The sequence below is a fragment of the Venatoribacter cucullus genome (assembly GCF_016132445.1).
GTDB lineage: Bacteria > Pseudomonadota > Gammaproteobacteria > Pseudomonadales > Oceanobacteraceae > Venatoribacter > Venatoribacter cucullus.
Genome location: NZ_CP046056.1, coordinates 2,784,401 through 2,805,421, shown reverse-complemented (window position 1 = coordinate 2,805,421; position 21,021 = coordinate 2,784,401). Strand labels below are relative to the sequence as shown.

The window sequence follows — 21,021 nt, the reverse complement described above, 5'->3', positions numbered from 1 at the left end:
CCGCGCCCACCCGTACATCGGATTGTGTTGTTACAGCTGGGTCTGACGCTGCTGGCCGGAGCCATCGCCACACTGCACAGCAGCGTTGCCGGTTGGTCGGCTTTATTGGGTGGAATCGCCTGTGCGATCCCCAATGCCTATTTTGTCTGGCGTGCCTTTCGCTTCCGCGGGGCGCGCTACGCCGGCAAGGTCGCCGAGGCGTTATACCGGGGGGAAGCCTGGAAATTTATTCTGACCGCCCTGATGTTTGCCACCATTTTCAGTCAGGGCTGGCCACTGAATTATCCCGCACTGTTCGCAGGCTTTGTGATGGTGCAGCTGGGACATCTGTTCTCGGCAAAGATTGCCAATTTATAAACCTTTGGAACTGAGAGTGAAGAATGGCCGCTAACTCACAAGAGTATATTGCTCATCACTTAACCAACCTCACCTACGGCAAGCTGCCTGCCGGCTATGTCCGTAAAAACGCTGACGGTACTGAAACGGAACTGACTGCCTCTACTTGGACGCTTGCCAAGTCTGGCAAAGAAGCGCAGGACATGGGCTTTATGGCGGTGCACGTGGATTCCCTCGGCTGGTCTGTCTTCATGGGCTTGCTGTTCGTATGGTTCTTCAGCCGCGTGGCGAAAAAAGCCACTTCCGGTGTGCCGGGTGCGGCGCAGAACCTGGTGGAAGCGGTGGTTGGCTTCGTTGATAACACCGTGAAAGAAACCTTCCATGGCCGCAGCGCCATGATTGCGCCGCTGGCACTGACCATTTTCGTGTGGGTGTTCCTGATGAACTCCCTGAAATGGATCCCGGTCGACATTATTCCGTCCATTGCGCATGCGCTGGGTGTGCCTTACTTCAAGATTGTTCCGACCGCTGACCCGAACGGTACTCTGGGTCTGTCCATCGGCGTTTTCCTGCTGATTATTTTCTACAGCATCAAAATTAAAGGTGTGGGTGGCTTCGCTAAAGAGCTGTCACTGACCCCGTTCAATCACTGGCTGGCCGTTCCTTTCAACCTGTTCCTGGAGATCCTTGGCCTGCTGACCAAGCCGCTGTCTCTGGCACTGCGTCTGTTCGGTAACATGTACGCCGGTGAGGTGGTATTTATTCTGATTGCACTGCTGCCGTTCTACGCGCAGTGGGTACTGAACGTACCCTGGGCAATCTTCCATATTCTGGTAATCCCGCTGCAGGCGTTTATCTTCATGGTTCTGACGATTGTATATCTGTCTCAGGCCCACGAAGAGCATCACTGACGCGGAATTGACAGACTGTTTTAAACCCTTAAATCACTAACTAGTAACTTCAGGAGTCTCACATGGAACTCGTATATATCGCTGCTGCTATCATGATCGGTCTGGGTGCACTGGGCACTGGCATCGGTTTCGCCCTGCTGGGTGGCAAGCTGCTGGAAGGCACCGCTCGTCAGCCGGAACTGGGTCCGCAGCTGCAAACCAAAACCTTCCTGATGGCCGGTCTGCTTGACGCCGTGCCGATGATCGGTGTTGGTATCGCGATGTACCTGATTTTCGTAGTAGCACCGTCTGCAGCCTGATAAGTAGGTGCGGCCCTCCGGGTCGCTCGTCTACCTACTTTAACGTAATGGCAAGAGGTGAATCACTGTGAATATGAACCTGACCATTTTGGGTCAAATGATTGCCTTTGCGATTTTCGTCTGGTTCTGCATGAAGTTCGTATGGCCACCGCTGGTCGGTGCCATGCGCGAACGCCAGGAGAAAATTGCGGAAGGTCTCGACGCCGCTAACCGCGCTGCCCGTGATCTGGAGCTGGCCCAGGAAAAAGCCACTTCCCAGATGCGTGAAGGCAAAGAGAAAGCTGCCGAGATCATCGAACAGGCTAACAAGCGCGCCAATCAGATTATCGATGAGGCTAAAGAAGCCGCTCGTGCTGAAGGTGCCCGTCTGGTAGCCGCTGCTCAGGCTGAGGTCGAGCAGGAAGTGAACCGCGCTAAAGAAACTCTGCGTAAGCAGGTGTCTGAACTGGCTGTTGCCGGTGCAGCGAAGATTCTTGGCAAGTCAGTCGATGCAGCCGCCCACGGCGACCTGCTGAATAAATTAGCTGACGAGCTCTGAGCGAGGTTTCCATGGCTGAATTAACAACTCTCGCTCGGCCATACGCCAAAGCGGTGTTTGCTGAAGCACAAGAGAAAGGTGCACTGGATGCCTGGTCTGCCGACCTGGCACTGCTGGCGGCCTGTGTGGCCGATAAACAACTGGCAGCTTTCCTGCAGCATCCTTCTCTGTCTGCGCAACAGCAGGCACAGACGCTAGTCGACGTATGTGGCGATAAGCTGAATGAAGCAGCCAAAAACCTGGTCGCTGTTCTGGCCGAAAACAAGCGTCTGCCGCTGCTGGCAGAAGTCTCTGAGTTATACGAAGAGATGAAAGCCCAGCTGCAGAATACCGTGGACGTGGTGGTAACTTCCGCCCAGCCACTGTCTGACGAGCAAAGCACCAAGCTCGTGCAGGCGCTGAAAGCCAGACTGCAGTGTGAAGTACGCATGACCAGCGAAGTCGATGAGTCTCTCATCGGTGGCGCCATCATTCGTGCCGGTGACCTGGTAATCGACGGCTCCGTAACCGGCAAGCTGGCGAAATTAGCCGAAGCGATGAAATCCTAATTTGAAGGACGATGCACATGCAGCAACTGAATCCATCTGAGATCAGTGAAGTCATCAAAAAACGCATCGAAAATCTCGATGTGACTTCACAAGCCCAGAACGAGGGCACCGTCGTATCCGTATCCGACGGTATCGTTCGTATCCATGGTCTCGCCGATGCTATGTACGGTGAGATGATTGAATTTGAAGGCGGCGTCTACGGCCTGGCCATGAACCTTGAGCGCGACTCTGTTGGCGCCGTGGTTCTGGGTGACTACAAGTCACTGGCTGAAGGTCAGACGGCCAAATGCACCAGCCGCATTCTGGAAGTACCGGTAGGCGAAGGCATGCTGGGTCGTGTGGTTGACGCTCTGGGTAACCCGATCGACGGTAAAGGCCCGCTGAACACCACACAGACCTCTCCGGTTGAGCGTGTTGCGCCTGGCGTTATTGCCCGTAAATCGGTAGACCAGCCGGTTGAAACTGGCTACAAAGCGGTTGACTCCATGGTACCGGTTGGCCGTGGCCAGCGTGAGCTGATCATCGGTGACCGTCAGACCGGTAAATCCGCTCTGGCCATCGACGCCATCATCAACCAGAAAGGCAAAGGCATTAAGTGTATCTACGTTGCCATCGGTCAGAAGCAATCTTCTATCGCTAACGTAGTACGCAAGCTGGAAGAACACGGCGCTCTGGAACACACCATCATCGTGGCCGCCGGCGCTGCCGACCCGGCCGCTATGCAATTCCTGGCTCCTTACTCTGGCTGCGCCATGGGTGAGTTCTTCCTGGATCGTGGCGAAGACGCTCTGATCGTATACGATGACCTGACCAAACAAGCCTGGGCTTACCGTCAGATCTCCCTGCTGCTGAAGCGCCCGCCGGGCCGTGAAGCATACCCGGGTGACGTATTCTATCTGCACTCCCGTCTGCTGGAACGCGCTTGCCGCGTAAACGCTGACTACGTAGAAAAGATGACCAACGGCGAAGTGAAAGGCAAAACCGGTTCCTTAACCGCACTGCCGATCATTGAAACCCAGGGTGGTGACGTATCTGCGTTCGTTCCGACCAACGTAATTTCTATTACCGACGGTCAGATCTTCCTGGAAACCAACCTGTTCAACTCCGGTATCCGTCCGGCGATGAACGCGGGTATCTCGGTATCCCGTGTTGGTGGTGCCGCGCAGACCAAGATCATCAAGAAACTGGGCGGTGGTATCCGTCTGGCTCTGGCTCAGTACCGTGAACTGGCGGCGTTCGCTCAGTTTGCCTCTGACCTGGATGAAGCCACCCGTAAGCAGCTGGAACACGGCCGTGCAGTTACCGAGCTGATGAAGCAAGGTCAGTACGCTCCGATGTCCACCGCCAACATGGGTCTGGTACTGCTGGCTGCTAACGAAGGCTATCTGGCTGACGTTGAAGTGAACAAGATCAAATCCTTTGAAGCCGCTCTGCTGAGCTTCGCCAACAGCGAATACGCTGCTCTGATGGCGAAAATCAACGAGAAAGGCGACTACAACGGTGAGATCGAAGCCAGCCTGAAAGAGTGTATCGAGAAGTTCAAGAGCACTCAGGCCTGGTAAGTCCGGTGCCGCGCTGTAACAGGCGCGGCGGGATTCACTCAATCTAGGGCAGCTATATGGCAGTCGGAAAAGAGATTAAAGAGCAGATTTCGAGTGTGAAAAGCACGCAGAAAATTACGTCCGCGATGGAGAAAGTCGCGGTCAGTAAAATGCGTCGCGCTCAGATGCGTATGCAGTCCAGCCGTCCTTACGCGGATAACATCCGTCGTGTGGTCGGACACCTGGCTTCTGCAGCCACTGAATCACGCCATCGTTATCTGCAGGACCGCGACATCAAGCGAGTTGGCTATATCGTGGTGTCTTCCGACCGTGGTCTGTGCGGTGGCCTGAACAACAACCTGTTCAAGCGCCTGGCACAGCAGGTAAAAGAGTGGAAAGAACAAAACGTAGAGGTTGAATTCTGCGCCGTTGGCTCCAAAGCCAGCCTGTTCTTCTCCAGTTTTGGTGGCAACGTTGTGGCGTCCAAATCCCATCTGGGTGACGCGCCGGAACTGGCCAGCCTGATCGGCTCGGTAAAAGTGATGCTGGATGCATTTGATGAGGGTCGTATCGACCGTTTGTACATCATGCACAATCGCTTTGTGAACACGATGACCCAACTGCCGGTGGCGGAACAATTACTCCCGTTGAAGGCAGTCGAAGACGATCTGACCAAGAAACACTGGGACTACCTGTATGAGCCGGATGCAGAAACCATCATTGATGGTCTGCTGCTGCGCTACATCGAATCACAGGTGTATCAGGGTGTGGTTGAAAACAACGCCTGTGAGCAGGCTGCGCGTATGTTGGCGATGAAAAACGCCACCGATAACGCCGGCGGCATGATCAAAGAACTGAACCTGCTTTATAACAAAGCGCGTCAGGCGGCGATCACCCAGGAAATTTCAGAAATCGTTAGCGGTGCCGCGGCCGTTTAAGGCCCGGGGAACTGGTTAAAAGGTTAAGAGGAACCGAATATGAGCGGACGTATCGTACAGATCATCGGCGCCGTTATCGACGTGGAATTCCCGCGTGATGTGGTGCCTAAGGTCTACGACGCCCTGACCGTAGATGGTACAGAAACCACCCTTGAAGTTCAGCAGCAGCTGGGCGACGGCGTGGTACGTACCATTGCGATGGGCTCCACAGAAGGCCTGAAACGCGGCCTGTCTGTTACTAACTCTGGCGCTCCGATCTCTGTACCGGTAGGTATTGAGACTCTGGGCCGCATCATGGACGTACTGGGTCGCCCGATCGACGAATGTGGCCCTATCGGTGAGAAAGAAGTTGCTTCTATTCACCGTGCTGCCCCCAGCTTCGACGAACAAGCAGCCAGCACCGACCTGCTGGAAACCGGCATCAAGGTTATTGACCTGGTTTGCCCGTTTGCCAAAGGCGGTAAAGTGGGTCTGTTCGGTGGTGCCGGTGTTGGTAAAACCGTAAACATGATGGAACTGATCAACAACATCGCCAAGGCCCACTCCGGTCTGTCGGTATTCGCCGGTGTAGGTGAGCGTACCCGTGAAGGTAACGACTTCTACTACGAAATGGCTGAATCCGGTGTTGTAAACCTGGACGACAAAGTGAAGTCCAAGGTAGCGATGGTGTACGGTCAGATGAACGAGCCGCCGGGTAACCGTCTGCGCGTGGCCCTGACTGGTCTGACCATGGCCGAAAAATTCCGTGACGAAGGTAAAGACGTTCTGCTGTTCGTGGACAACATTTACCGTTACACCCTGGCTGGTACTGAAGTATCTGCACTGCTGGGTCGTATGCCGTCTGCGGTAGGTTACCAGCCGACTCTGGCGGAAGAGATGGGCGTTCTGCAGGAACGTATTACCTCGACCAAAACCGGCTCTATTACCTCGGTACAGGCCGTATACGTACCGGCGGACGACTTGACTGACCCGTCTCCGGCCACCACCTTCGCGCACTTGGACTCTACTGTAGTACTGTCCCGTGACATCGCGTCCAAAGGTATTTACCCGGCCATTGACCCGCTGGATTCCACCTCTCGTCAGCTGGATCCGCTGGTTATCGGTAACGAACACTACGACGTAGCTCGTGGCGTTCAGGGTGTTCTGCAGCGCTATAAAGAGCTGAAAGACATCATCGCCATTCTGGGTATGGACGAACTGTCAGACGAAGACAAGCTGCTGGTGTCCCGTGCACGTAAGATCGAGCGTTTCCTGTCTCAGCCGTTCCACGTAGCTGAGATCTTTACCGGTGCGCCTGGTAAGTACGTGTCGCTGAAAGAAACCATCCGTGGTTTCCAGGGTATCCTGAACGGCGAGTACGACAGCCTGCCGGAACAAGCGTTCTACATGGTTGGCACCATCGACGAAGCCGTTGAGAAAGCCAAGAAAATGTAACCTGGCCGGGTCGGCAACTGCGTAATAACAAGGTTGCCGGCCTCCTCAGTCTGAGGAAAAGATTATGGCGATTACCGTCCATTGCGATATCGTCAGCGCCGAAGAGAATCTGTTCTCCGGTCTGGTCGAGCGTGTGGTAGCCCGTGGTGCACAGGGTGAACTGGGTATTGAACCCGGTCACGCAGCACTGCTGACCCCGCTGATCCCGGGTACCGTCCGTGTTGTAAGACAAGGCGGTGCAGAAGAGATTGTTTACGTCTCTGGCGGCTATCTGGAAGTGCAGCCGAACTCTGTCACCATCCTGGCTGACACCGCTGTCCGTGCTGACAACCTTGATGAGGCTGCAGCTCTGGAAGCCAAGCGTCAGGCCGAACTGGCGATGGAAAACAAGAGTGGCGAGGTGGATTACACCCTGGCGCTGGCTCAGCTGGCTGAAGCGGTTGCTCAGCTGCGCACCATCCAGCAGATCCGCGAAAAACTGGGCAAGCGTTAAGCTTAAGCAGTCGATCGTTAAAGAACCCCGCTCAGCGGGGTTTTTTATATCTGCTGGAGCGTTATTAAAAGAACACTATGTTGCTGCAGATACAAAATTTATACGCACAAGTACTGGAAAAATAAAAAAAAATTCGTATAGTACGCGCACAAAGTCGGAGTGTAGCACAGCCTGGTAGTGCACTGCGTTCGGGACGCAGGGGTCGGAGGTTCGAATCCTCTCACTCCGACCAATTTTCTGAATTCCCCCCTTCATGTTTTATCCGTTACGCCTGTAACCGGCTGTTTAGCTATCAACTGCTAAAATTAACAGACCAATGTTTCTGTACGGCCATTTAATTGCCGTCACTCTTACTGATCCGGTCAGGTTCTGATGCCCATACATCCCAGTCACCATTCCGAATGGCGTACTGCCCGCTTTGCCCTTATCGCGCTATCAGTGGTGATCATTCTGCTGGTCTGGCTGCCGTGGTTTTCCGCCTTTGGTGCCGGCATAGCCAATTATGTACCGCTGCATATTGTGCTGGAATTGGCCGCCATCTCCGTGGCGCTGATGATTGTCAGTATTAATCACAGCCGTATGGACAATATTGCTGCACCCCACACCAGCAGTCTGGCGCCGGTATTTCTGGGGGTGGCCATTCTGGATACGCTGCACCTGCTGTCGTTTCAGGGCATGCCCGATTTTATTACACCGGCCGATCCGGAAAAGGCCATTAATTTCTGGCTGGCCGCCCGTTATCTGGCCGCCAGCGGGCTGCTGCTGAGCGCGCTGGCGGTTTATCAGCGTGGTATTAAACTCCCGCGCGGCTGGCTCTACATCCTGGTGCTGACGTTCACCCTGGTAAGCAGCCTGTGGTTCTTGCTGTGGCCTGCCACCGTGCCGCGTACCTTTATGCCCGGCAGTGGTCTGACTGCACTGAAAATAGCCCTCGAATACGGCCTGATTGCGGTGTATCTGGCCGCCGCTTTGCTGTTCGTTAATGCCCTGCGCCAACCGCGGCGTTTTCATGCCGCCGGTATGTTTGCCGCTGCGCTGCTGATGGCCATGAGTGAATTCATGTTCACGCTCTACGCCGACGTTACGGATCTGTATAACCTGCTGGGCCATATCCTGAAGATCGTCAGTTATGCGTTTCTGTACCGGGCCTTATTTATGGAGGTTGTACAGTTGCCCTATCGCCGCCTGCAGGAATCTGAACAGCGGTTACGACAGCAGCAGGAAGAGCTGGATTACTTCTTTGACGCCAATCTGGATTTGTTCTGCATCGGTAGCCACGATGGCCGTTTTATGCGGGTAAACGGCTCGTGGCAGAAAGTGATGGGATACCACGCAGAACAACTGGAAGGACATTTCCTCACCGATTTTATTCCCCCGGCCGAACAGCAACAGGTGCAGCGGTTTGTCAGCCGGGTGGCCAGTGGTCAGGCCACAGAAACCATCTGTGCCGGTATGCGGCGTGCGGATGGCGACATCCGTCAGCTGGAATGGCGGGCCGCCTCACGTCATGGCGTTGTGTATGCCTCAGCCCGCGATATTACCGCCCAGCTGCACAGTGAAGCCCGCATCCGGCTGCTGTCCTCGGTGGTGGATCAAAGCCCCTACCCGGTCATTATCACCGACCTGGCGGGTCATATCGAATATGTAAACGATGCATTTACCCGCGTTAGTGGTTACAGCGTTGAGGATGTGCAGGGCAAAGATCCGGGCATTATCAAATCCGGCAAGACACCGGCATCGACCTATAAAGGGATGTGGCAGAGTCTGCATCAGGGCCGGGCCTGGCAGGGCGAGTTGGTTAACCGCAATAAGGCCGGCCAAGAATACGTGGAAAAGGCCCTGATTTATCCTCTGCGTGATGAGCAGGGGCAGGTTATTAACTACATCGCCCACAAAGAAGATATTACCGCCCGCCGCGAGGCCGAGCGCCGCATTGAACAACTCTCGCATTACGACCAGCTTACCGGGTTGCCCAACCCGCATTTACTCAAACAGCGCTTTGGTGAATATCAGGCGGCTGAACAGCGGCCGGCGCCGCTGGCCTTAATCTGGCTGGATCTGGACCATTTCAAAACCATTAACGACACCCTGGGCCATCGCATGGGGGATCTGGTGCTGCGGGAAATCGGTATGCGCTTGCGCACCATCCTGACCGGCAAAGACATTCTCGGCCGCCATTCTGGTGATGGCTTTCTGTTTGTATTGCCCGCTGCCGATGACAGCAAAGCGGGACAGGTTGCCGCCGATTTGCTGCAGCTGATACAACAGCCGCTACTGCTGCTGCAAGACAATCAGGAGTTAACCCTGACGGCATCGGTGGGCATCGCTTTGTATCCGACCGATGGCCAGGATTTTGAGACCCTGCTGACCAGTGCTGAAACCGCCATGTACCGGGCCAAACAGGAGGGCCGGAACAGCTATCGTTTTTACGCCCCGGAAATGCAGGCTAATAGCCTGCGCAAACTGGAATTGGGCAGTGCGCTGGCCGGGGCTCAGCAACGGGAAGAGCTGTGGCTGGCGTTTCAGCCGCAGCTGGATCTGCGCCGGCAACGCATGATCGCAGCGGAAGTCTTATTGCGCTGGAACAGCCCGAAGTGGGGCCAGGTGTCACCGGCTGAATTTATCCCGCTGGCGGAAACCAACGGCCTGATTGTCGGCATTGGGGAATGGGTACTGCAGCAGGCAGCGCGGCAGCTGCAGCAATGGCGCAATGATGGCTTACCCGTATTCCGGCTGGCCATTAATTTATCGGCACTGCAGTTTATTCAGCCGGATTTTGCCGCCCATGCTGCGGCGCTGGTGCAGGCTGAAGGTCTTACGCCGGCTGATTTTGAACTGGAACTGACCGAAGCGGTGGCGCTGAATAATCCGGATGATGCCCAGCGCATTATGGCCGAACTGAAAGCCGCCGGTTTCTACTTATCCATTGATGATTTCGGTACCGGTTATTCTTCCATGAGCTACCTGAAGCGTTTTCAGGTGGATGAGCTGAAAATCGACCAGTCGTTCGTGCGTGAACTGGGCCATAACGACACCGATAAAGGCATTGTTACCGCCATTATTCAGCTGGCACACAGCCTGAATATGCAGGTGGTGGCCGAAGGTGTGGAGGAAGCGGAACAGCTGGCCTTTCTGCAGCAGCAGGGCTGTGATCTGATTCAGGGCTATTACTACAGTAAGCCGTTAGCGGCCGGCCAGCTGGCTGATTTCTGCCGGCTCCGGGGCGGGAACTGACTATGTATCAGAAAAATTTCGCCCGCATCGATCTGAACCTGTTTGTGGTGTTTGATGTGATATACCGCGAAGGCAGCCTCACCCGCGCCGCTGAGCAGCTTAATTTATCGCAGCCGGCGGTCAGCCATGCGCTCAGTCGGTTGCGTGAGTGTTTCAATGATCCGTTGTTTGAACGCTCCGGCCGGGGGGTGGCACCGACGCCACTGGCCAAAGCCATTATTGGCCGGGTGCGCACCGCGCTGCAGGGACTGGAAACCACCCTTACCGATGGTCTGGCCTTTGATCCGGCCAGCGCCAGCCGGGTTTTCACCCTGGCCGCCCGCGATGTGATGGAAGCGACCGCCCTGCCGGTATTGATGCAGCAATTGCAGCAGCAGGCCCCGGCCGTTCAGCTGCACAGCATCCGCGTGCCGCGCCGCGATATTGCCGCTGCCTTAACCTCCGGTCAGCTGGATTTTGCCGTGGATGTTTTGTTGCCGGTCGGTGAAGACATTGAACACTGCGTCATTGGAGAACAACGGCTGGTGGTGATGCTGCGGGCGCAACACCCGCTGGCGGGGCAGCACTGGGATCTGGAGGCTTATCTGAGCGCCCGCCATGTGCAGGTATCCAGCCGGCCGGAAGGCCCGGGAGTGGAAGATTTTGCCTTAACCCGCCAGGGCAAAGCCCGGCGCATCGCATTACGCTGCCAGAATTACCATGCCGCCGTGCAGGTGGTGCAACAGACCGACTTATTGCTGACCATGCCGCAGGAATTTGCCGCCCGGCTGGTGCAGCAAACGCCCGATCTGCTGGTGCGCGAGCTGCCAATGCCGCTGCCGGCGCTGGAGCTGCACCTGTACTGGCATCGTAAAGCCAACGGCGATCCGGCCGTGATGTGGCTGAAAGAGCAGCTGTTAAATCTGTTCTGAGTGCTGCCGTTTAACGCCAGGTTTCAGGGCTTTAAACTGCCGGGGATATTGGTATCAATACTGATGCTGTCGCTACTTCCCAGCCTCAGACCGACATCTACCTGTACCTGCAGTTCACTGGTGCTGTGACTGATGCTGTCGGCTTCACCGGCCGTGGCGGTGGTGCGCACACCACTGTTCGCATCCGTACTTATACCCTCCAAAACATTACGGGCCACCAGCAGAAACTTGTTCGTCCAGCTGGCTTCGGTGCTGGTGGCCACGCCCAGCTGCCACTTTTCAGTGGAGGCGCGGATAATCGAATCGACAATGGGTTCGGGTTGGGGGTTGCTGGTGCTGCATTGCTGTTCAATCTGGCGCGATTGAACCACGCACCAGATGTTTTCAGTACTGAAGTTAATCTGAGTTGGATTGGGGTTGCTGTTTGATGGCGAGGGCGTGATATCCGCGCCTGCAGTACCCAAAGGTGCAGTGCTGGTGGATAACTTCAGCCCCTGATACACCCCGTCAGTGCTGCTCAGCCGGCTGGTGTCGGTCACCGTCAGCGTGACGCCGTTTTCCGGCACCATCTCACTGGGTGTCAGCAGCGGCAAGGTGATGGTTGTGCCTGCGGTGGCCTGCGGCAGGACAAAGGGTTGCCAGGCGTTATAGGTGCGCTTGGTGACCACATCTATTTGTACAACCCGAGCGGGATCGTCTTCTGTTACCGGCTTGTCATACTCATCCACCCACTGCTTGGTAGTTTCTTCGGTTATGGTCGGCATGGCGCTGCAGTTGGCCATTTCATACTCACCGCTGCCGTTGCTGCGGATCACCATAAAATATTTCTGCATACGCCGGATGGGGGCTGCGGTGTTGTCGCGGGCGACGATGACCCAGGTGCCGGTCAGGCCGCTGCCACTGGTGTCTTCAGCGTAGCCGGTTATGGCATAGGTGCTGTCGGCCCCGGTGGTGCCCAGCCCGGTCGCGTCGGCGGCAATATCGGCATCGTCTGGCGTGCAGGTTTCTACCGGAGCGCCGTTATCGGGACGGTAATCAAATTCCCTGGGGTTGGAAATGACCGGATCATCGGGGTTCTCAGCGTCGCCCCCTTCACCCGCATCATCGTCATCGGGGTCAGTCGTACCGGTATCGGTGCCAGGTGTCTGGGCGTTATCCGTTCCCGCAGACAGTGAGGAATCCGCGCCGCAGCCGCTCAGGCTCAGCAACAAGGTCAACAGCCACAAAGATGAAATGCGCACAGCGTTATCCTTATTATTTTTATTGTGCGACAGAGTAAAGCGGCGGCTGGCCTCTGACAATGGCCGTTATTTGCCTTTGCCCTATGTTTACGGGCAGCTTTGCAATTCGGCCAGATAGCGGCAGAAGGCTTCATCGTTCAGCGGTTTGCTGAACCAGTAGCCCTGGAATTCGTAGCACTGGTGCGCCAGCAGGTAATCGCGCTGCTGTTCGGTTTCAACCCCTTCGGCAATCACATCCAGGCCGAGATTATGGCCCAGCTGAATAATGGACTCGATGATGGGCACCGGCTGGTCGGTTTTGTCGATATCGGTGATGAAGGAGCGGTCAATTTTCAGTTTATGCAGCGGTAATTGCTGCAGGTAGCTGAGAGAGGAGTAGCCGGTACCGAAGTCGTCCAGTGCAAAGCGGATGCCCAGTTGGCTCAGGCGCTCTATCTTGTTGCGCGCTTCATCATTATTACCGAGGAAGGTATTTTCGGTAATTTCCAGCTCCAGCCACTGAGGTTCCAGCGAATATTCTTCCAGCAGCTCATTGATCAGGCTTTCAAACTGCGGGTCGCGGAACTGGATCGGGCTGATATTCACCGCCAGCTGGCGGAAGGACGCCGGCAAACAGCCCTGCTGCCGCCAGTGCTGCAGATGCCGGCAGCTCTGGCGCAGAATCCAGCGGCCCAGCGGAATAATCAGGTTGGTTTCTTCGGCCGCGGCAATAAACACATCCGGTGCCACTGGTACGCCGTTATTATTCCAGCGGCACAGCACTTCGGCGCCGCTGGCCTCGCCACGGCTGTTCAGCTGTGGCTGGAACACCAGATAAAAGGCTTCCTCTTCAATGGCCTGATGCAGATCGTTAAACAGATTCAGTTTGTCCTGCGTCTGTTGCTGCATATTGTCGGTGTACAGGCTGTAGGCGCTGCGACCCAGTGATTTGGCGTGGTACATGGCGGTATCAGACTGACGTACCAAATCCGCTACGCTGTCCTGGCCGGACGGAAAAATCGCGATGCCGATGCTGGCCGACAGGTGGAAGCAGTGCACATCAATTTCAAAGGGCTGACGAATGGCATCCAATACCCGTTGCGCGCAATCGCTGGCGTGGCTGGCGGCCATTTCCGGGCTGTTGTCTTCCTGATCCAGCAGCACCAGAAATTCATCCCCGCCCAGGCGGGCCGTCAGATCCTCATTGCGCACGGTTACGCGCAGGCGTTTAGCGACCTCGATCAGTAATTGGTCGCCAACCGGGTGACCGAGGGAATCATTGATGTTCTTAAAGTGATCGAGGTCGATGAACAACACGGCGCCATAGTGCTGATGCCGGCGGGCATGGGCAATTTTCTTTTCCAGATGCAGCATCGCAAAGCGGCGGTTGGCCAGATTGGTCAGCGAATCAAAATTGGCCTGGTATTCAATCTGTTGCATGGATTGTTGCAGGTGAGCACTGAGCTGGTTAAAGGCCCGCTCCAGATGCGCAAATTCCTGTGAATGACCGGCATGTACCCGGCTGCCCAGCTGGCCTTCGGTAAGAGCGCGGGTAAACCCCACCAGTCGTTGCAGGGGTAATAAAACCTGATGCTTCACAATACGCTGCAGCCCCAGGGTGTAAAGCGCCAGCATGGCCAGCACCAGTGCCACTTTTTCCAGTGTATCGATCAGCGTCTCATATCGTTGGGTGGTGGTGTCGTAATGAGCGTACAGCCAGCCGTTGGTTTGTCCGCGTAACTCTTTACCGCTGCGGAATTGCAGCGGCAGCAGGCCGTAAAAATGCCCTTTTTGCTGCTGATACTGAAAGTCCGGCAGCGCTGGCTCCAGCCCGGCGGCTTGCAGATCGGCCGGCAGGGGTTCGCCCAGATCGGCGCGGCGGGTTGAAAGACGTACCTTGCCATCAATCACCAGTACCAGATGGCTGATATGGGGGCGCACCGCCATGCGGCTCAGGGTCTGATCGGCCAGTGCCCACTCACCGTCAGACAGCTGGTGTTGCAGAGACAGGCGCAGGCCGTTCAGTTCGGCTTCTAGCTTACCGGCCCAGGTGCTGTTGAACTGGGCCGTTAAGGCCTGATAGAGGAAGTAGCTTAACACCAGGGCGGTAATGCCTAAGGCCAGTGCCGACCAGCTGAGCAGGATTTTGCTGAGTGAGTACATAGGGTGCCGGTTCATGGTTGCTCCGGCAGCCAGGCGGCTGAAGTAAAGGCGGTCAGATCCGGTACGCCGGGCAGCAGTTGTTGCTGCTGCATCAGCTGGGCCAGATCAGCCGCGTTGTAGGTTAAAACCGATGGGTCGTGCTCTAACAGCGCGGCGTTTTCGATGACATCGGGCAGCTGCAGGCCATTAAACAGCGAGGGCAGCTCAGCGGCAGAGACCTTCAGCCGTTGATTAATAATCGCCAGCGCTGCTTCAGGGCGTTGCAGCAAATCCTGGCGGGCGCGGAAAAAGCCCTGCAGCAGGTGACGCAGATTATGGTCATGCTGTCGCAGGGCTTCGCGCCGCACGGCCAGCACATCCACCACTTTGCCGGGAATGGCCGCGCTGTCAAAGCGGGGTATCGCACCGGCCGCCTGCAGGCGTGAAGCATAAGGCTCAAAGGTAATCATGGCGTCGATCCTGCCGGCCTGATAGGCGGGTAAATGTTCGATTAGGGGCAGGTGACGCACGGTGACGTCGCTGATATTCAGATCGGTGGCTTCCAGTGCGCTGTGCAGCATCAGCGCGCCAACGGCGGTGGTTTCAACGGCAACCGTGCGCCCGCGCAGGTCGCTCAGCCCTGTAACCGTGGGATGGGTCAGCAGTACATCGGCCCCCATGGAGATGTTAAAAACCAGCACCACCACCAGATCCACGCCTTCCTGCTGCAGGGTCAGCACCTCATCCAGGGTCAGCGCGCCGGCTTCCAGATGCCCCAGCCGTAAGGCATCAATAACATCCGAGGCCGAAGGTAACTCCACCAGTTTGATATGACGGTCGTAATAACCCTGTTCGCGGGCCAGATACAGCAGCTCGTAACCCGGCCACAGGTTAGTACCCACCCGCAACGGTTGAGAGGGGTGGTTGCAGGCACTCAGGGCTGCCGTCAGCAGCAGGGTGATCATCAGGGTGGCAAGGCGCAACACCGACAGCTCCGCAAAAAATACGTATCAGGGAATAAGCCACAAAGGGTAGCAGCTGGCGCAGGATGCGCACTTGATCATTATCAGCTTTGTCCATTGCTGACAGATGAATTTGTTATCAGGGAGGCTGAGGGGAGCGGGAACCCGGCATCTGGGGCAGATGCCGGGGTAAGGCAAAGGTTATCAGTCCTGACGTTGCGCCAGGGCGGTACGGGCGCGGGCAGCCGCGGCGCGTACCTGTTCCGGGGCGGTGCCACCGATGTGGTTACGGGCGGCTACCGAGCCTTCCAGCGTCAGTACATCAAAGACCTCAGCCGTGATTTCGCCAGAGAACTGCTGCAGTTCTGCCAGTGACATTTCGCTCAGGTCTTTGCCGGTCTGCACGCCATAAGCCACGGACTTACCGACGATTTCATGGGCATCACGGAACGGAATACCTTTGCGCACTAAGTAATCGGCCAGATCGGTGGCGGTAGAGAAACCGCGTTTGGCGGCTTCGCGCATATCGTCTTTGCGCGCCATCAGGTGCGGCACCATATCGGCGAAGGCGCGTAGGCTGTCGCGCAGGGTGTCGACAGTGTCGAACAGCGGTTCTTTGTCTTCCTGATTATCTTTGTTGTAGGCCAGCGGCTGGGATTTCATCAGCGTCAGCAGCCCCATCAGGTGACCGTACACACGGCCGGTTTTGCCACGTACCAGCTCAGGCACGTCGGGGTTTTTCTTCTGCGGCATGATGCTGGAGCCGGTGCAGAAACGGTCGGGCAGATCGACAAAGCGGAACTGCGCTGAGGCCCACAGCACCAGCTCTTCCGAGAAGCGTGACAGGTGCATCATGATCAGCGCGCCGGCGCTGGTAAATTCGATGGCAAAGTCACGGTCGGAGACGGAATCCAGGCTGTTTTCGGTCGGCGCGTCAAAGCCCAGCAGCTCGGCGGTGTAATGACGGTCAATCGGGTAAGTAGTACCGGCCAGTGCGGCCGCGCCCAGCGGCAGCTGGTTAATGCGCTTGCGGCAGTCCTGCAGACGGGCAAAATCGCGCTCCAGCATGGCGTTCCAGGCCAGCAGGTGATGGCCAAAGGTTACCGGCTGAGCGGTTTGCAGGTGGGTGAAGCCCGGCATAATGGTGTCGGCTTCTTGCTCAGCCAGTTCCACCAGACCTTGCTGTAAACGGGTCAGTTCGGCGCAAATAGTGTCTGTTTCGTCGCGCAGGTACAGACGGATATCGGTGGCCACCTGATCGTTGCGCGAACGGCCGGTGTGCAGTTTCTTGCCGGTAATGCCGATCTTTTTGGTCAGTGCCGCTTCGATGTTCATATGCACATCTTCCAGCGCCACCGACCATTCGAATTCACCGCGTTCAATCTCGATCCGCACTTCTTCCAGACCACGGATAATGTCATCGCGCTCCTGCGCCGTCAGCACGCCGACTTTGGCCAGCATTTTGGCGTGGGCGACGGAGCCCTGAATATCCTGCCGGTACATGCGCTTGTCGAAATTGACTGAGGCGGTGTAGCGGGCCACAAAGGCATCGGTGGGTTCAGAAAAACGACCGCCCCAGGCAGAGTTGGTGGCGTTATTGGAATCAGACATGAAGACCTCAGACGGGTGCAGAGAACGAAATGGCGCAGATTATAACCACCTGCCGGCCAGCCTGTCCTGTATCGCACCAAATTGCACGGCGGGTACTTGCCGAAGGGCACGGCGCACAGCAGACTGCCCCTTTCCTTCTGAATGGATCACGCCGTGTCGGAACCGCACCCTCTGCGCCAGGCTGAGCAGGCCCGCCTGAATGCTTTTTTTCTGCCCGACCTGTGCAATGCCCGGGCGGTGCTGATTTTACTGGCGGTCAGTGAAGCACTGGTGCTGGCGTTAAGCCTGCTGGAAATGGGGCTGGATAACTTTTCCTGGCCGCGCTTCAGTATTCTGTCGTTCTTTGTGCAGTGGGTGTGCCTGCTGTCGGTGGCGGCCCTGTGCCAGTCACGACACTGGTTGCTGCGCCTGCACGAAAGTGCCGCCGCCTTGCTGGCGCTGCTGGTGATTATGCTGGTGACGCTGCTGGTCAGCGTCACCGGCGAACTGTTGTGGCCGCTGGCCGAAGGCCGGATCGACTGGCAATGGGTACTGCGCAATATCATCGTCAGCCTTATTTTCGGTGCCATGGCGATGCGCTATTTCTATGTGCGCAGCCAGTGGCGGCAGAAAACCCAGGCCGAACTGAAAGCGCGGCTGGCGGCGTTGCAGGCCAATATCCGCCCGCACTTCTTCTTTAACACCCTGAATACTGTGGCATCGCTGATCGTGGTCGATCCGGATAAAGCCGAACGGCTGCTGCTCGATCTGGCGCAGCTGTTCCGGGTGGTGCTGAAAAACGATGACAGCCTGATTCCGCTGGCACAGGAAATTGAACTGGGCCGTCAGTATCTGGCCATTGAGCAGGTACGGCTGGGCGAGCAACGGCTGCGGGTACAGTGGCAACTGCCGGCCGACTTGCCGGCACTGACCGTGCCGCAACTGATTCTGCAGCCGTTGCTGGAAAATGCGGTTTACCACGGCATCCAGCCCGGGATTGAAGGCGGTTATATCCGTATTCAGCTGCAGCCTGAGGGTGAGCGCTGGCGCCTGAGCATTATTAATTCCCGCGCCCACAGTGGCAGTACGCCGGGTAACCAGATGGCGCATGACAACATCCGTGCCCGGCTGGCGGTGCTGGGGCAGCAGGCCGGCTTGCAACTGGACGCCAGCGCGGCAGAATATCAGGCGCATCTGCTGCTGCCGGCAGCAGTAACCGAGGCCAAGGAGAGCTGAAATGACGTACCGGATTTTACTGGTGGACGATGAACCACTGGCGCGGGAGCGATTGAAACGGCTGTTGCAGCCATTTGACGCCTTCTGTGTTGCCGGCGAAGCCACACACGGTGATGCCGCCCTGGACTGGTTGCAGCAACAGCCCGCCGATCTGGTGTTGCTGGATATTCAGATGCCCGGCCGCAATGGGCTGGAAACTGCCGCCGCCATGCAGCAATTACCCCAGCCGCCGCTGCTGGTGTTCTGCACCGCCTATGACGAGCACGCGCTGCAGGCCTTCGCGGTAAAAGCCATCGACTATCTGCTGAAACCGGTGCGCCCGGAAGACCTGGCGCGCGCCCTGCAGCGCGCGCAGGAATGGCTGCAACAGCGCCCGGCCCCGGTGCCGGCAGCGGCCCGTAATCACCTGACGGCCCGTACCTATCATGGCCTGCAGCTGATACCGCTGGATGACATCCTGTACTGTCAGGCCGACCAGAAATACGTCACCGTGGTGCATGATCAGGGTGAAACCCTGATCGACGAATCGCTGAAACAACTGGAAGAAGAATTCCCCACCCGCTTTGTCCGCGCCCATCGCAGCACGCTGGTGGCGCTGGATCGCATCGAACGGCTGGAAACCCTGACCGCCGGCGGCCATCAGCTGGTACTGCGTGGCCATGCGCAGGGGATACCGGTCAGCCGCCGGCACTTGTCGGAAGTGCGGCAGCTGTTGCGGCGGTTGTAGCCCGTTGGGCGTTGGGCGTTGGGCGTTGGGCGTTGGGCGTTGGGCGTTGGGCGTTGGGCGTTGGGCGTTGGGATTTTCTGCGGAGCACGCCGAACCCTCAACCCTGAACGCTCAACTTTACTACCCGCCGAACCCTGAACCCTCAACGCCAGCGAATCTGCCCTGCATCATTACCCCCGCACGGCCAGCGCTGCTATCATGCCCGGCGTCTCTGAATTTACTTCGCGTTAAGGAAAGCCATGTCTGCTGTAACCACGCTCCGCATCGCCACCCGCAAAAGCCCGCTTGCCATGTGGCAGGCTGAACACATCAAAGCGCGTCTGCTGGCGTTGTATCCGCAGCTGACCGTTGAGCTGGTTACCTTCACCACTCAGGGCGACAAAATTCTCGATGTGCCGCTGGCCAAAATCGGCGGCAAAGGCCTGTTCGTAAAAGAACTGGAAGCCGCCATGCTGGATGGCCGCGCCGACATCGCCGTGCATTCCATGAAAGACGTACCGATGGAGTTCCCGGAAGGGCTGGAGCTGGGGGTGATCTGTGCGCGTGAAAACCCGCAGGATGCCTTTGTCTCCAACCGCTATAAAACCATTGAAGAACTGCCGCAGGGCGCGGTGGTGGGTACCTCCAGCCTGCGCCGCCAGTGTCAGATCCAGCAGCAACGCCCGGATCTGATCATCAAAAGCCTGCGCGGCAACGTCCAGACCCGGCTGAGCAAGCTGGATGCCGGTGAATTTGACGCCATTATTCTGGCCGCCGCCGGCCTGCTGCGCATGGAAATGCAGGATCGCATTGCATCGTTTATTCCCGCCGAACAATCCCTGCCGGCCGGTGGTCAGGGCGCGCTGGGTATTGAGTGGCGCGTGGGTAATAACGATTACGACCGTGCGATTCAGGAACTCATTAAACCCCTGCACGATGACATCACTGCCAGCTGTGTGCTGGCCGAGCGGGCGCTGAACCGCCGCCTGCAGGGCGGTTGTCAGGTGCCCATCGCCTGTTACGCCGAGCGTACCGGCGAGCAGCTGTGGCTGCGTGGGTTGGTGGGCAGTGTCGATGGCCAAACCATTCTGCGCACTGAACGTCGTGGTCTGGCCAGCGAGGCAGAAGCCATGGGCATTGACGCCGCTGAGCATCTGCTGGCCCAGGGTGCCGGTGCCATTCTCAGCGCCGTTTACGGCCACGAAGTGAAATAATGCAACCGGCGGTGATTGTTACCCGCCCGGCTGAGCAGGCCGGGCCATTGTTGCAGGCGCTGCAGCAACGCGGTTATGCAACCCGTCATCTGCCGTTAATGGACATCGTGCCGCTGGCCGACGATGACGCCGCAGCAACCTCCGGCCTGCGGGCGCGCCTGATGAATCTGGACGAATACCGTGCGGTTATTGTTATCAGCGTGAACGCCGCCACCATCGGGCTGGAATGGCTCGACCGTTACTGGCCGCAGCCACCGCTGGGCATCGAATTCTACGCCGTTGGCCCGAGTACCGCCGAGGTGCTGGAACAGGCCCGTTTAACCGTACACTGCCCGGCGGAACGCTTCGACAGCGAAGGCATTCTGGCGCTGCCGGGGTTGCAGCCAGAGGTCATTGCCGGGCAAAAAGTCTTGCTCTGGCGTGGCATTGGCGGGCGGGAAAAACTGGCCTCGGTCTTGCGCGAACGCGGTGCCCAGGTGGATTATGCAGAGCTGTATGAACGCCGCGAGCAGCACTACAGCGCCGACCAGTGGCAAGCCGCCCTGCAGGATAAGCCGCTGCTGATGCTCAGCAGTACCCAGGCACTGGATATTGTTTGTGCCCAGGTGCCGGATTTGCCGCAGCGCATTCAGGCCCTGATTTTGCCGGCCGAGCGCAGTGCCGACATGGCGCGGGAACGTGGATTTACCCGGGTACTGGTAGCGGCCAGCGCCCGTGATGAACACATGCTGGCCTGTTTGCCGCCAGGCTGAACCAATAAAAAATACC

At 57.3% G+C, this 21,021-nt stretch carries 19 protein-coding genes and 1 tRNA gene; 16 read left to right on the top strand and 4 right to left on the bottom strand.

All coding sequences use genetic code 11. The features are described from left to right. Positions 1-24: 24 nt before the first annotated feature. The 12 genes from GJQ55_RS13215 (at position 25) to GJQ55_RS13160 (ending at position 11,183) form a co-directional block, all read left to right on the top strand. On the top strand, positions 25-357 hold the full coding sequence (locus GJQ55_RS13215) for an ATP synthase subunit I (RefSeq protein ID WP_229367418.1): 333 nt from the start codon (positions 25-27) through the stop codon (positions 355-357). Positions 358-380: 23 nt separating this feature from the next. Continuing rightward, on the top strand, positions 381-1,247 hold the full coding sequence (atpB, locus tag GJQ55_RS13210) for a F0F1 ATP synthase subunit A (RefSeq protein WP_228345437.1): 867 nt from the start codon (positions 381-383) through the stop codon (positions 1,245-1,247). A 62-nt stretch (positions 1,248-1,309) separates the two neighbouring features. Further along, positions 1,310-1,546 carry a F0F1 ATP synthase subunit C gene (gene atpE / locus GJQ55_RS13205; RefSeq protein WP_228345436.1) on the top strand — a complete coding sequence of 79 codons (237 nt, stop codon included), beginning with the start codon at positions 1,310-1,312 and terminating at the stop codon, positions 1,544-1,546. A gap of 67 nt (positions 1,547-1,613) precedes the next feature. Then, a complete protein-coding gene (locus GJQ55_RS13200; RefSeq protein WP_228345435.1) occupies positions 1,614-2,084 on the top strand; it encodes a F0F1 ATP synthase subunit B in 471 nt (156 codons plus the stop codon). An 11-nt stretch (positions 2,085-2,095) separates the two neighbouring features. Continuing rightward, the gene (locus tag GJQ55_RS13195; protein WP_228345434.1) at positions 2,096-2,632 is read left to right on the top strand and encodes a F0F1 ATP synthase subunit delta; all 537 of its coding nucleotides are present in this window, start codon (positions 2,096-2,098) and stop codon (positions 2,630-2,632) included. A 17-nt stretch (positions 2,633-2,649) separates the two neighbouring features. Then, positions 2,650-4,194, top strand: coding sequence for a F0F1 ATP synthase subunit alpha (gene atpA, locus GJQ55_RS13190; protein WP_228345433.1), 1,545 nt, complete (start codon positions 2,650-2,652; stop codon positions 4,192-4,194). A gap of 56 nt (positions 4,195-4,250) precedes the next feature. Next, complete coding sequence (gene atpG / locus GJQ55_RS13185) at positions 4,251-5,111, top strand: F0F1 ATP synthase subunit gamma (protein ID WP_228345432.1); 861 nt, start codon at positions 4,251-4,253, stop codon at positions 5,109-5,111. 39 nt (positions 5,112-5,150) lie between these two features. Further along, positions 5,151-6,545, top strand: a complete 1,395-nt coding sequence (atpD, locus tag GJQ55_RS13180; RefSeq protein WP_228345431.1) for a F0F1 ATP synthase subunit beta — start codon at positions 5,151-5,153, stop codon at positions 6,543-6,545. A gap of 64 nt (positions 6,546-6,609) precedes the next feature. After that, positions 6,610-7,038, top strand: coding sequence for a F0F1 ATP synthase subunit epsilon (locus GJQ55_RS13175; protein ID WP_228345430.1), 429 nt, complete (start codon positions 6,610-6,612; stop codon positions 7,036-7,038). A gap of 155 nt (positions 7,039-7,193) precedes the next feature. Continuing rightward, positions 7,194-7,270, top strand: a tRNA-Pro gene (locus GJQ55_RS13170). A gap of 140 nt (positions 7,271-7,410) precedes the next feature. Then, entirely contained in the window at positions 7,411-10,272 is a 2,862-nt protein-coding gene (locus GJQ55_RS13165) for a bifunctional diguanylate cyclase/phosphodiesterase (RefSeq protein WP_228345429.1), read from the top strand. A 2-nt stretch (positions 10,273-10,274) separates the two neighbouring features. Beyond that, positions 10,275-11,183, top strand: a complete 909-nt coding sequence (locus tag GJQ55_RS13160) for a LysR family transcriptional regulator (RefSeq protein WP_228345428.1) — start codon at positions 10,275-10,277, stop codon at positions 11,181-11,183. Positions 11,184-11,206: 23 nt separating this feature from the next. Here GJQ55_RS13160 and GJQ55_RS13155 read toward each other — a convergent pair whose 3' ends face one another. The 4 genes from GJQ55_RS13155 to argH all read right to left on the bottom strand — a co-directional run bounded on the left by GJQ55_RS13155 (position 11,207) and on the right by argH (position 17,118). Continuing rightward, positions 11,207-12,424, bottom strand: coding sequence for a hypothetical protein (locus tag GJQ55_RS13155; RefSeq protein WP_228345427.1), 1,218 nt, complete (start codon positions 12,422-12,424; stop codon positions 11,207-11,209). Between the two features lie 87 nt (positions 12,425-12,511). Beyond that, entirely contained in the window at positions 12,512-14,581 is a 2,070-nt protein-coding gene (locus GJQ55_RS13150; protein ID WP_228345426.1) for a putative bifunctional diguanylate cyclase/phosphodiesterase, read from the bottom strand. Then, the gene (locus tag GJQ55_RS13145; RefSeq protein WP_228345425.1) at positions 14,578-15,531 is read right to left on the bottom strand and encodes an ABC transporter substrate-binding protein; all 954 of its coding nucleotides are present in this window, start codon (positions 15,529-15,531) and stop codon (positions 14,578-14,580) included. Before GJQ55_RS13145 ends, GJQ55_RS13150 begins: the two co-directional genes overlap by 4 nt. 180 nt (positions 15,532-15,711) lie before the next feature. Further along, complete coding sequence (gene argH, locus GJQ55_RS13140) at positions 15,712-17,118, bottom strand: argininosuccinate lyase (RefSeq protein WP_228345424.1); 1,407 nt, start codon at positions 17,116-17,118, stop codon at positions 15,712-15,714. 153 nt (positions 17,119-17,271) lie between these two features. On the opposite strand from argH, the gene GJQ55_RS13135 reads away from it, so the two are divergent. The 4 genes from GJQ55_RS13135 to GJQ55_RS13120 all read left to right on the top strand — a co-directional run bounded on the left by GJQ55_RS13135 (position 17,272) and on the right by GJQ55_RS13120 (position 21,005). Then, complete coding sequence (locus tag GJQ55_RS13135; protein WP_228345423.1) at positions 17,272-18,333, top strand: sensor histidine kinase; 1,062 nt, start codon at positions 17,272-17,274, stop codon at positions 18,331-18,333. 1 nt (position 18,334) lies between these two features. Continuing rightward, positions 18,335-19,060 carry a LytR/AlgR family response regulator transcription factor gene (locus GJQ55_RS13130; protein WP_228345422.1) on the top strand — a complete coding sequence of 242 codons (726 nt, stop codon included), beginning with the start codon at positions 18,335-18,337 and terminating at the stop codon, positions 19,058-19,060. A 239-nt stretch (positions 19,061-19,299) separates the two neighbouring features. After that, positions 19,300-20,253 carry a hydroxymethylbilane synthase gene (hemC, locus tag GJQ55_RS13125; protein WP_228345421.1) on the top strand — a complete coding sequence of 318 codons (954 nt, stop codon included), beginning with the start codon at positions 19,300-19,302 and terminating at the stop codon, positions 20,251-20,253. Next, the gene (locus tag GJQ55_RS13120) at positions 20,253-21,005 is read left to right on the top strand and encodes a uroporphyrinogen-III synthase (RefSeq protein ID WP_228345420.1); all 753 of its coding nucleotides are present in this window, start codon (positions 20,253-20,255) and stop codon (positions 21,003-21,005) included. Before hemC ends, GJQ55_RS13120 begins: the two co-directional genes overlap by 1 nt. Positions 21,006-21,021 lie beyond the last annotated feature (16 nt).

Excerpts from the sequence above, each read along its gene's own strand:
- atpB (WP_228345437.1), top strand. The coding sequence starts at position 381 with ATGGCCGCTAACTCACAAGAGTATATTGCTCATCACTTAACCAACCTC.
- atpE (WP_228345436.1), top strand. The coding sequence starts at position 1,310 with ATGGAACTCGTATATATCGCTGCTGCTATCATGATCGGTCTGGGTGCA.
- GJQ55_RS13195 (WP_228345434.1), top strand. The coding sequence starts at position 2,096 with ATGGCTGAATTAACAACTCTCGCTCGGCCATACGCCAAAGCGGTGTTT.
- atpA (WP_228345433.1), top strand. The coding sequence starts at position 2,650 with ATGCAGCAACTGAATCCATCTGAGATCAGTGAAGTCATCAAAAAACGC.
- atpG (WP_228345432.1), top strand. The coding sequence starts at position 4,251 with ATGGCAGTCGGAAAAGAGATTAAAGAGCAGATTTCGAGTGTGAAAAGC.
- atpD (WP_228345431.1), top strand. The coding sequence starts at position 5,151 with ATGAGCGGACGTATCGTACAGATCATCGGCGCCGTTATCGACGTGGAA.
- GJQ55_RS13175 (WP_228345430.1), top strand. The coding sequence starts at position 6,610 with ATGGCGATTACCGTCCATTGCGATATCGTCAGCGCCGAAGAGAATCTG.
- GJQ55_RS13165 (WP_228345429.1), top strand. The coding sequence starts at position 7,411 with ATGCCCATACATCCCAGTCACCATTCCGAATGGCGTACTGCCCGCTTT.
- GJQ55_RS13160 (WP_228345428.1), top strand. The coding sequence starts at position 10,275 with ATGTATCAGAAAAATTTCGCCCGCATCGATCTGAACCTGTTTGTGGTG.
- GJQ55_RS13150 (WP_228345426.1), bottom strand. The coding sequence starts at position 14,581 with ATGAACCGGCACCCTATGTACTCACTCAGCAAAATCCTGCTCAGCTGG.
- argH (WP_228345424.1), bottom strand. The coding sequence starts at position 17,118 with ATGTCTGATTCCAATAACGCCACCAACTCTGCCTGGGGCGGTCGTTTT.
- GJQ55_RS13130 (WP_228345422.1), top strand. The coding sequence starts at position 18,335 with ATGACGTACCGGATTTTACTGGTGGACGATGAACCACTGGCGCGGGAG.
- hemC (WP_228345421.1), top strand. The coding sequence starts at position 19,300 with ATGTCTGCTGTAACCACGCTCCGCATCGCCACCCGCAAAAGCCCGCTT.
- GJQ55_RS13120 (WP_228345420.1), top strand. The coding sequence starts at position 20,253 with ATGCAACCGGCGGTGATTGTTACCCGCCCGGCTGAGCAGGCCGGGCCA.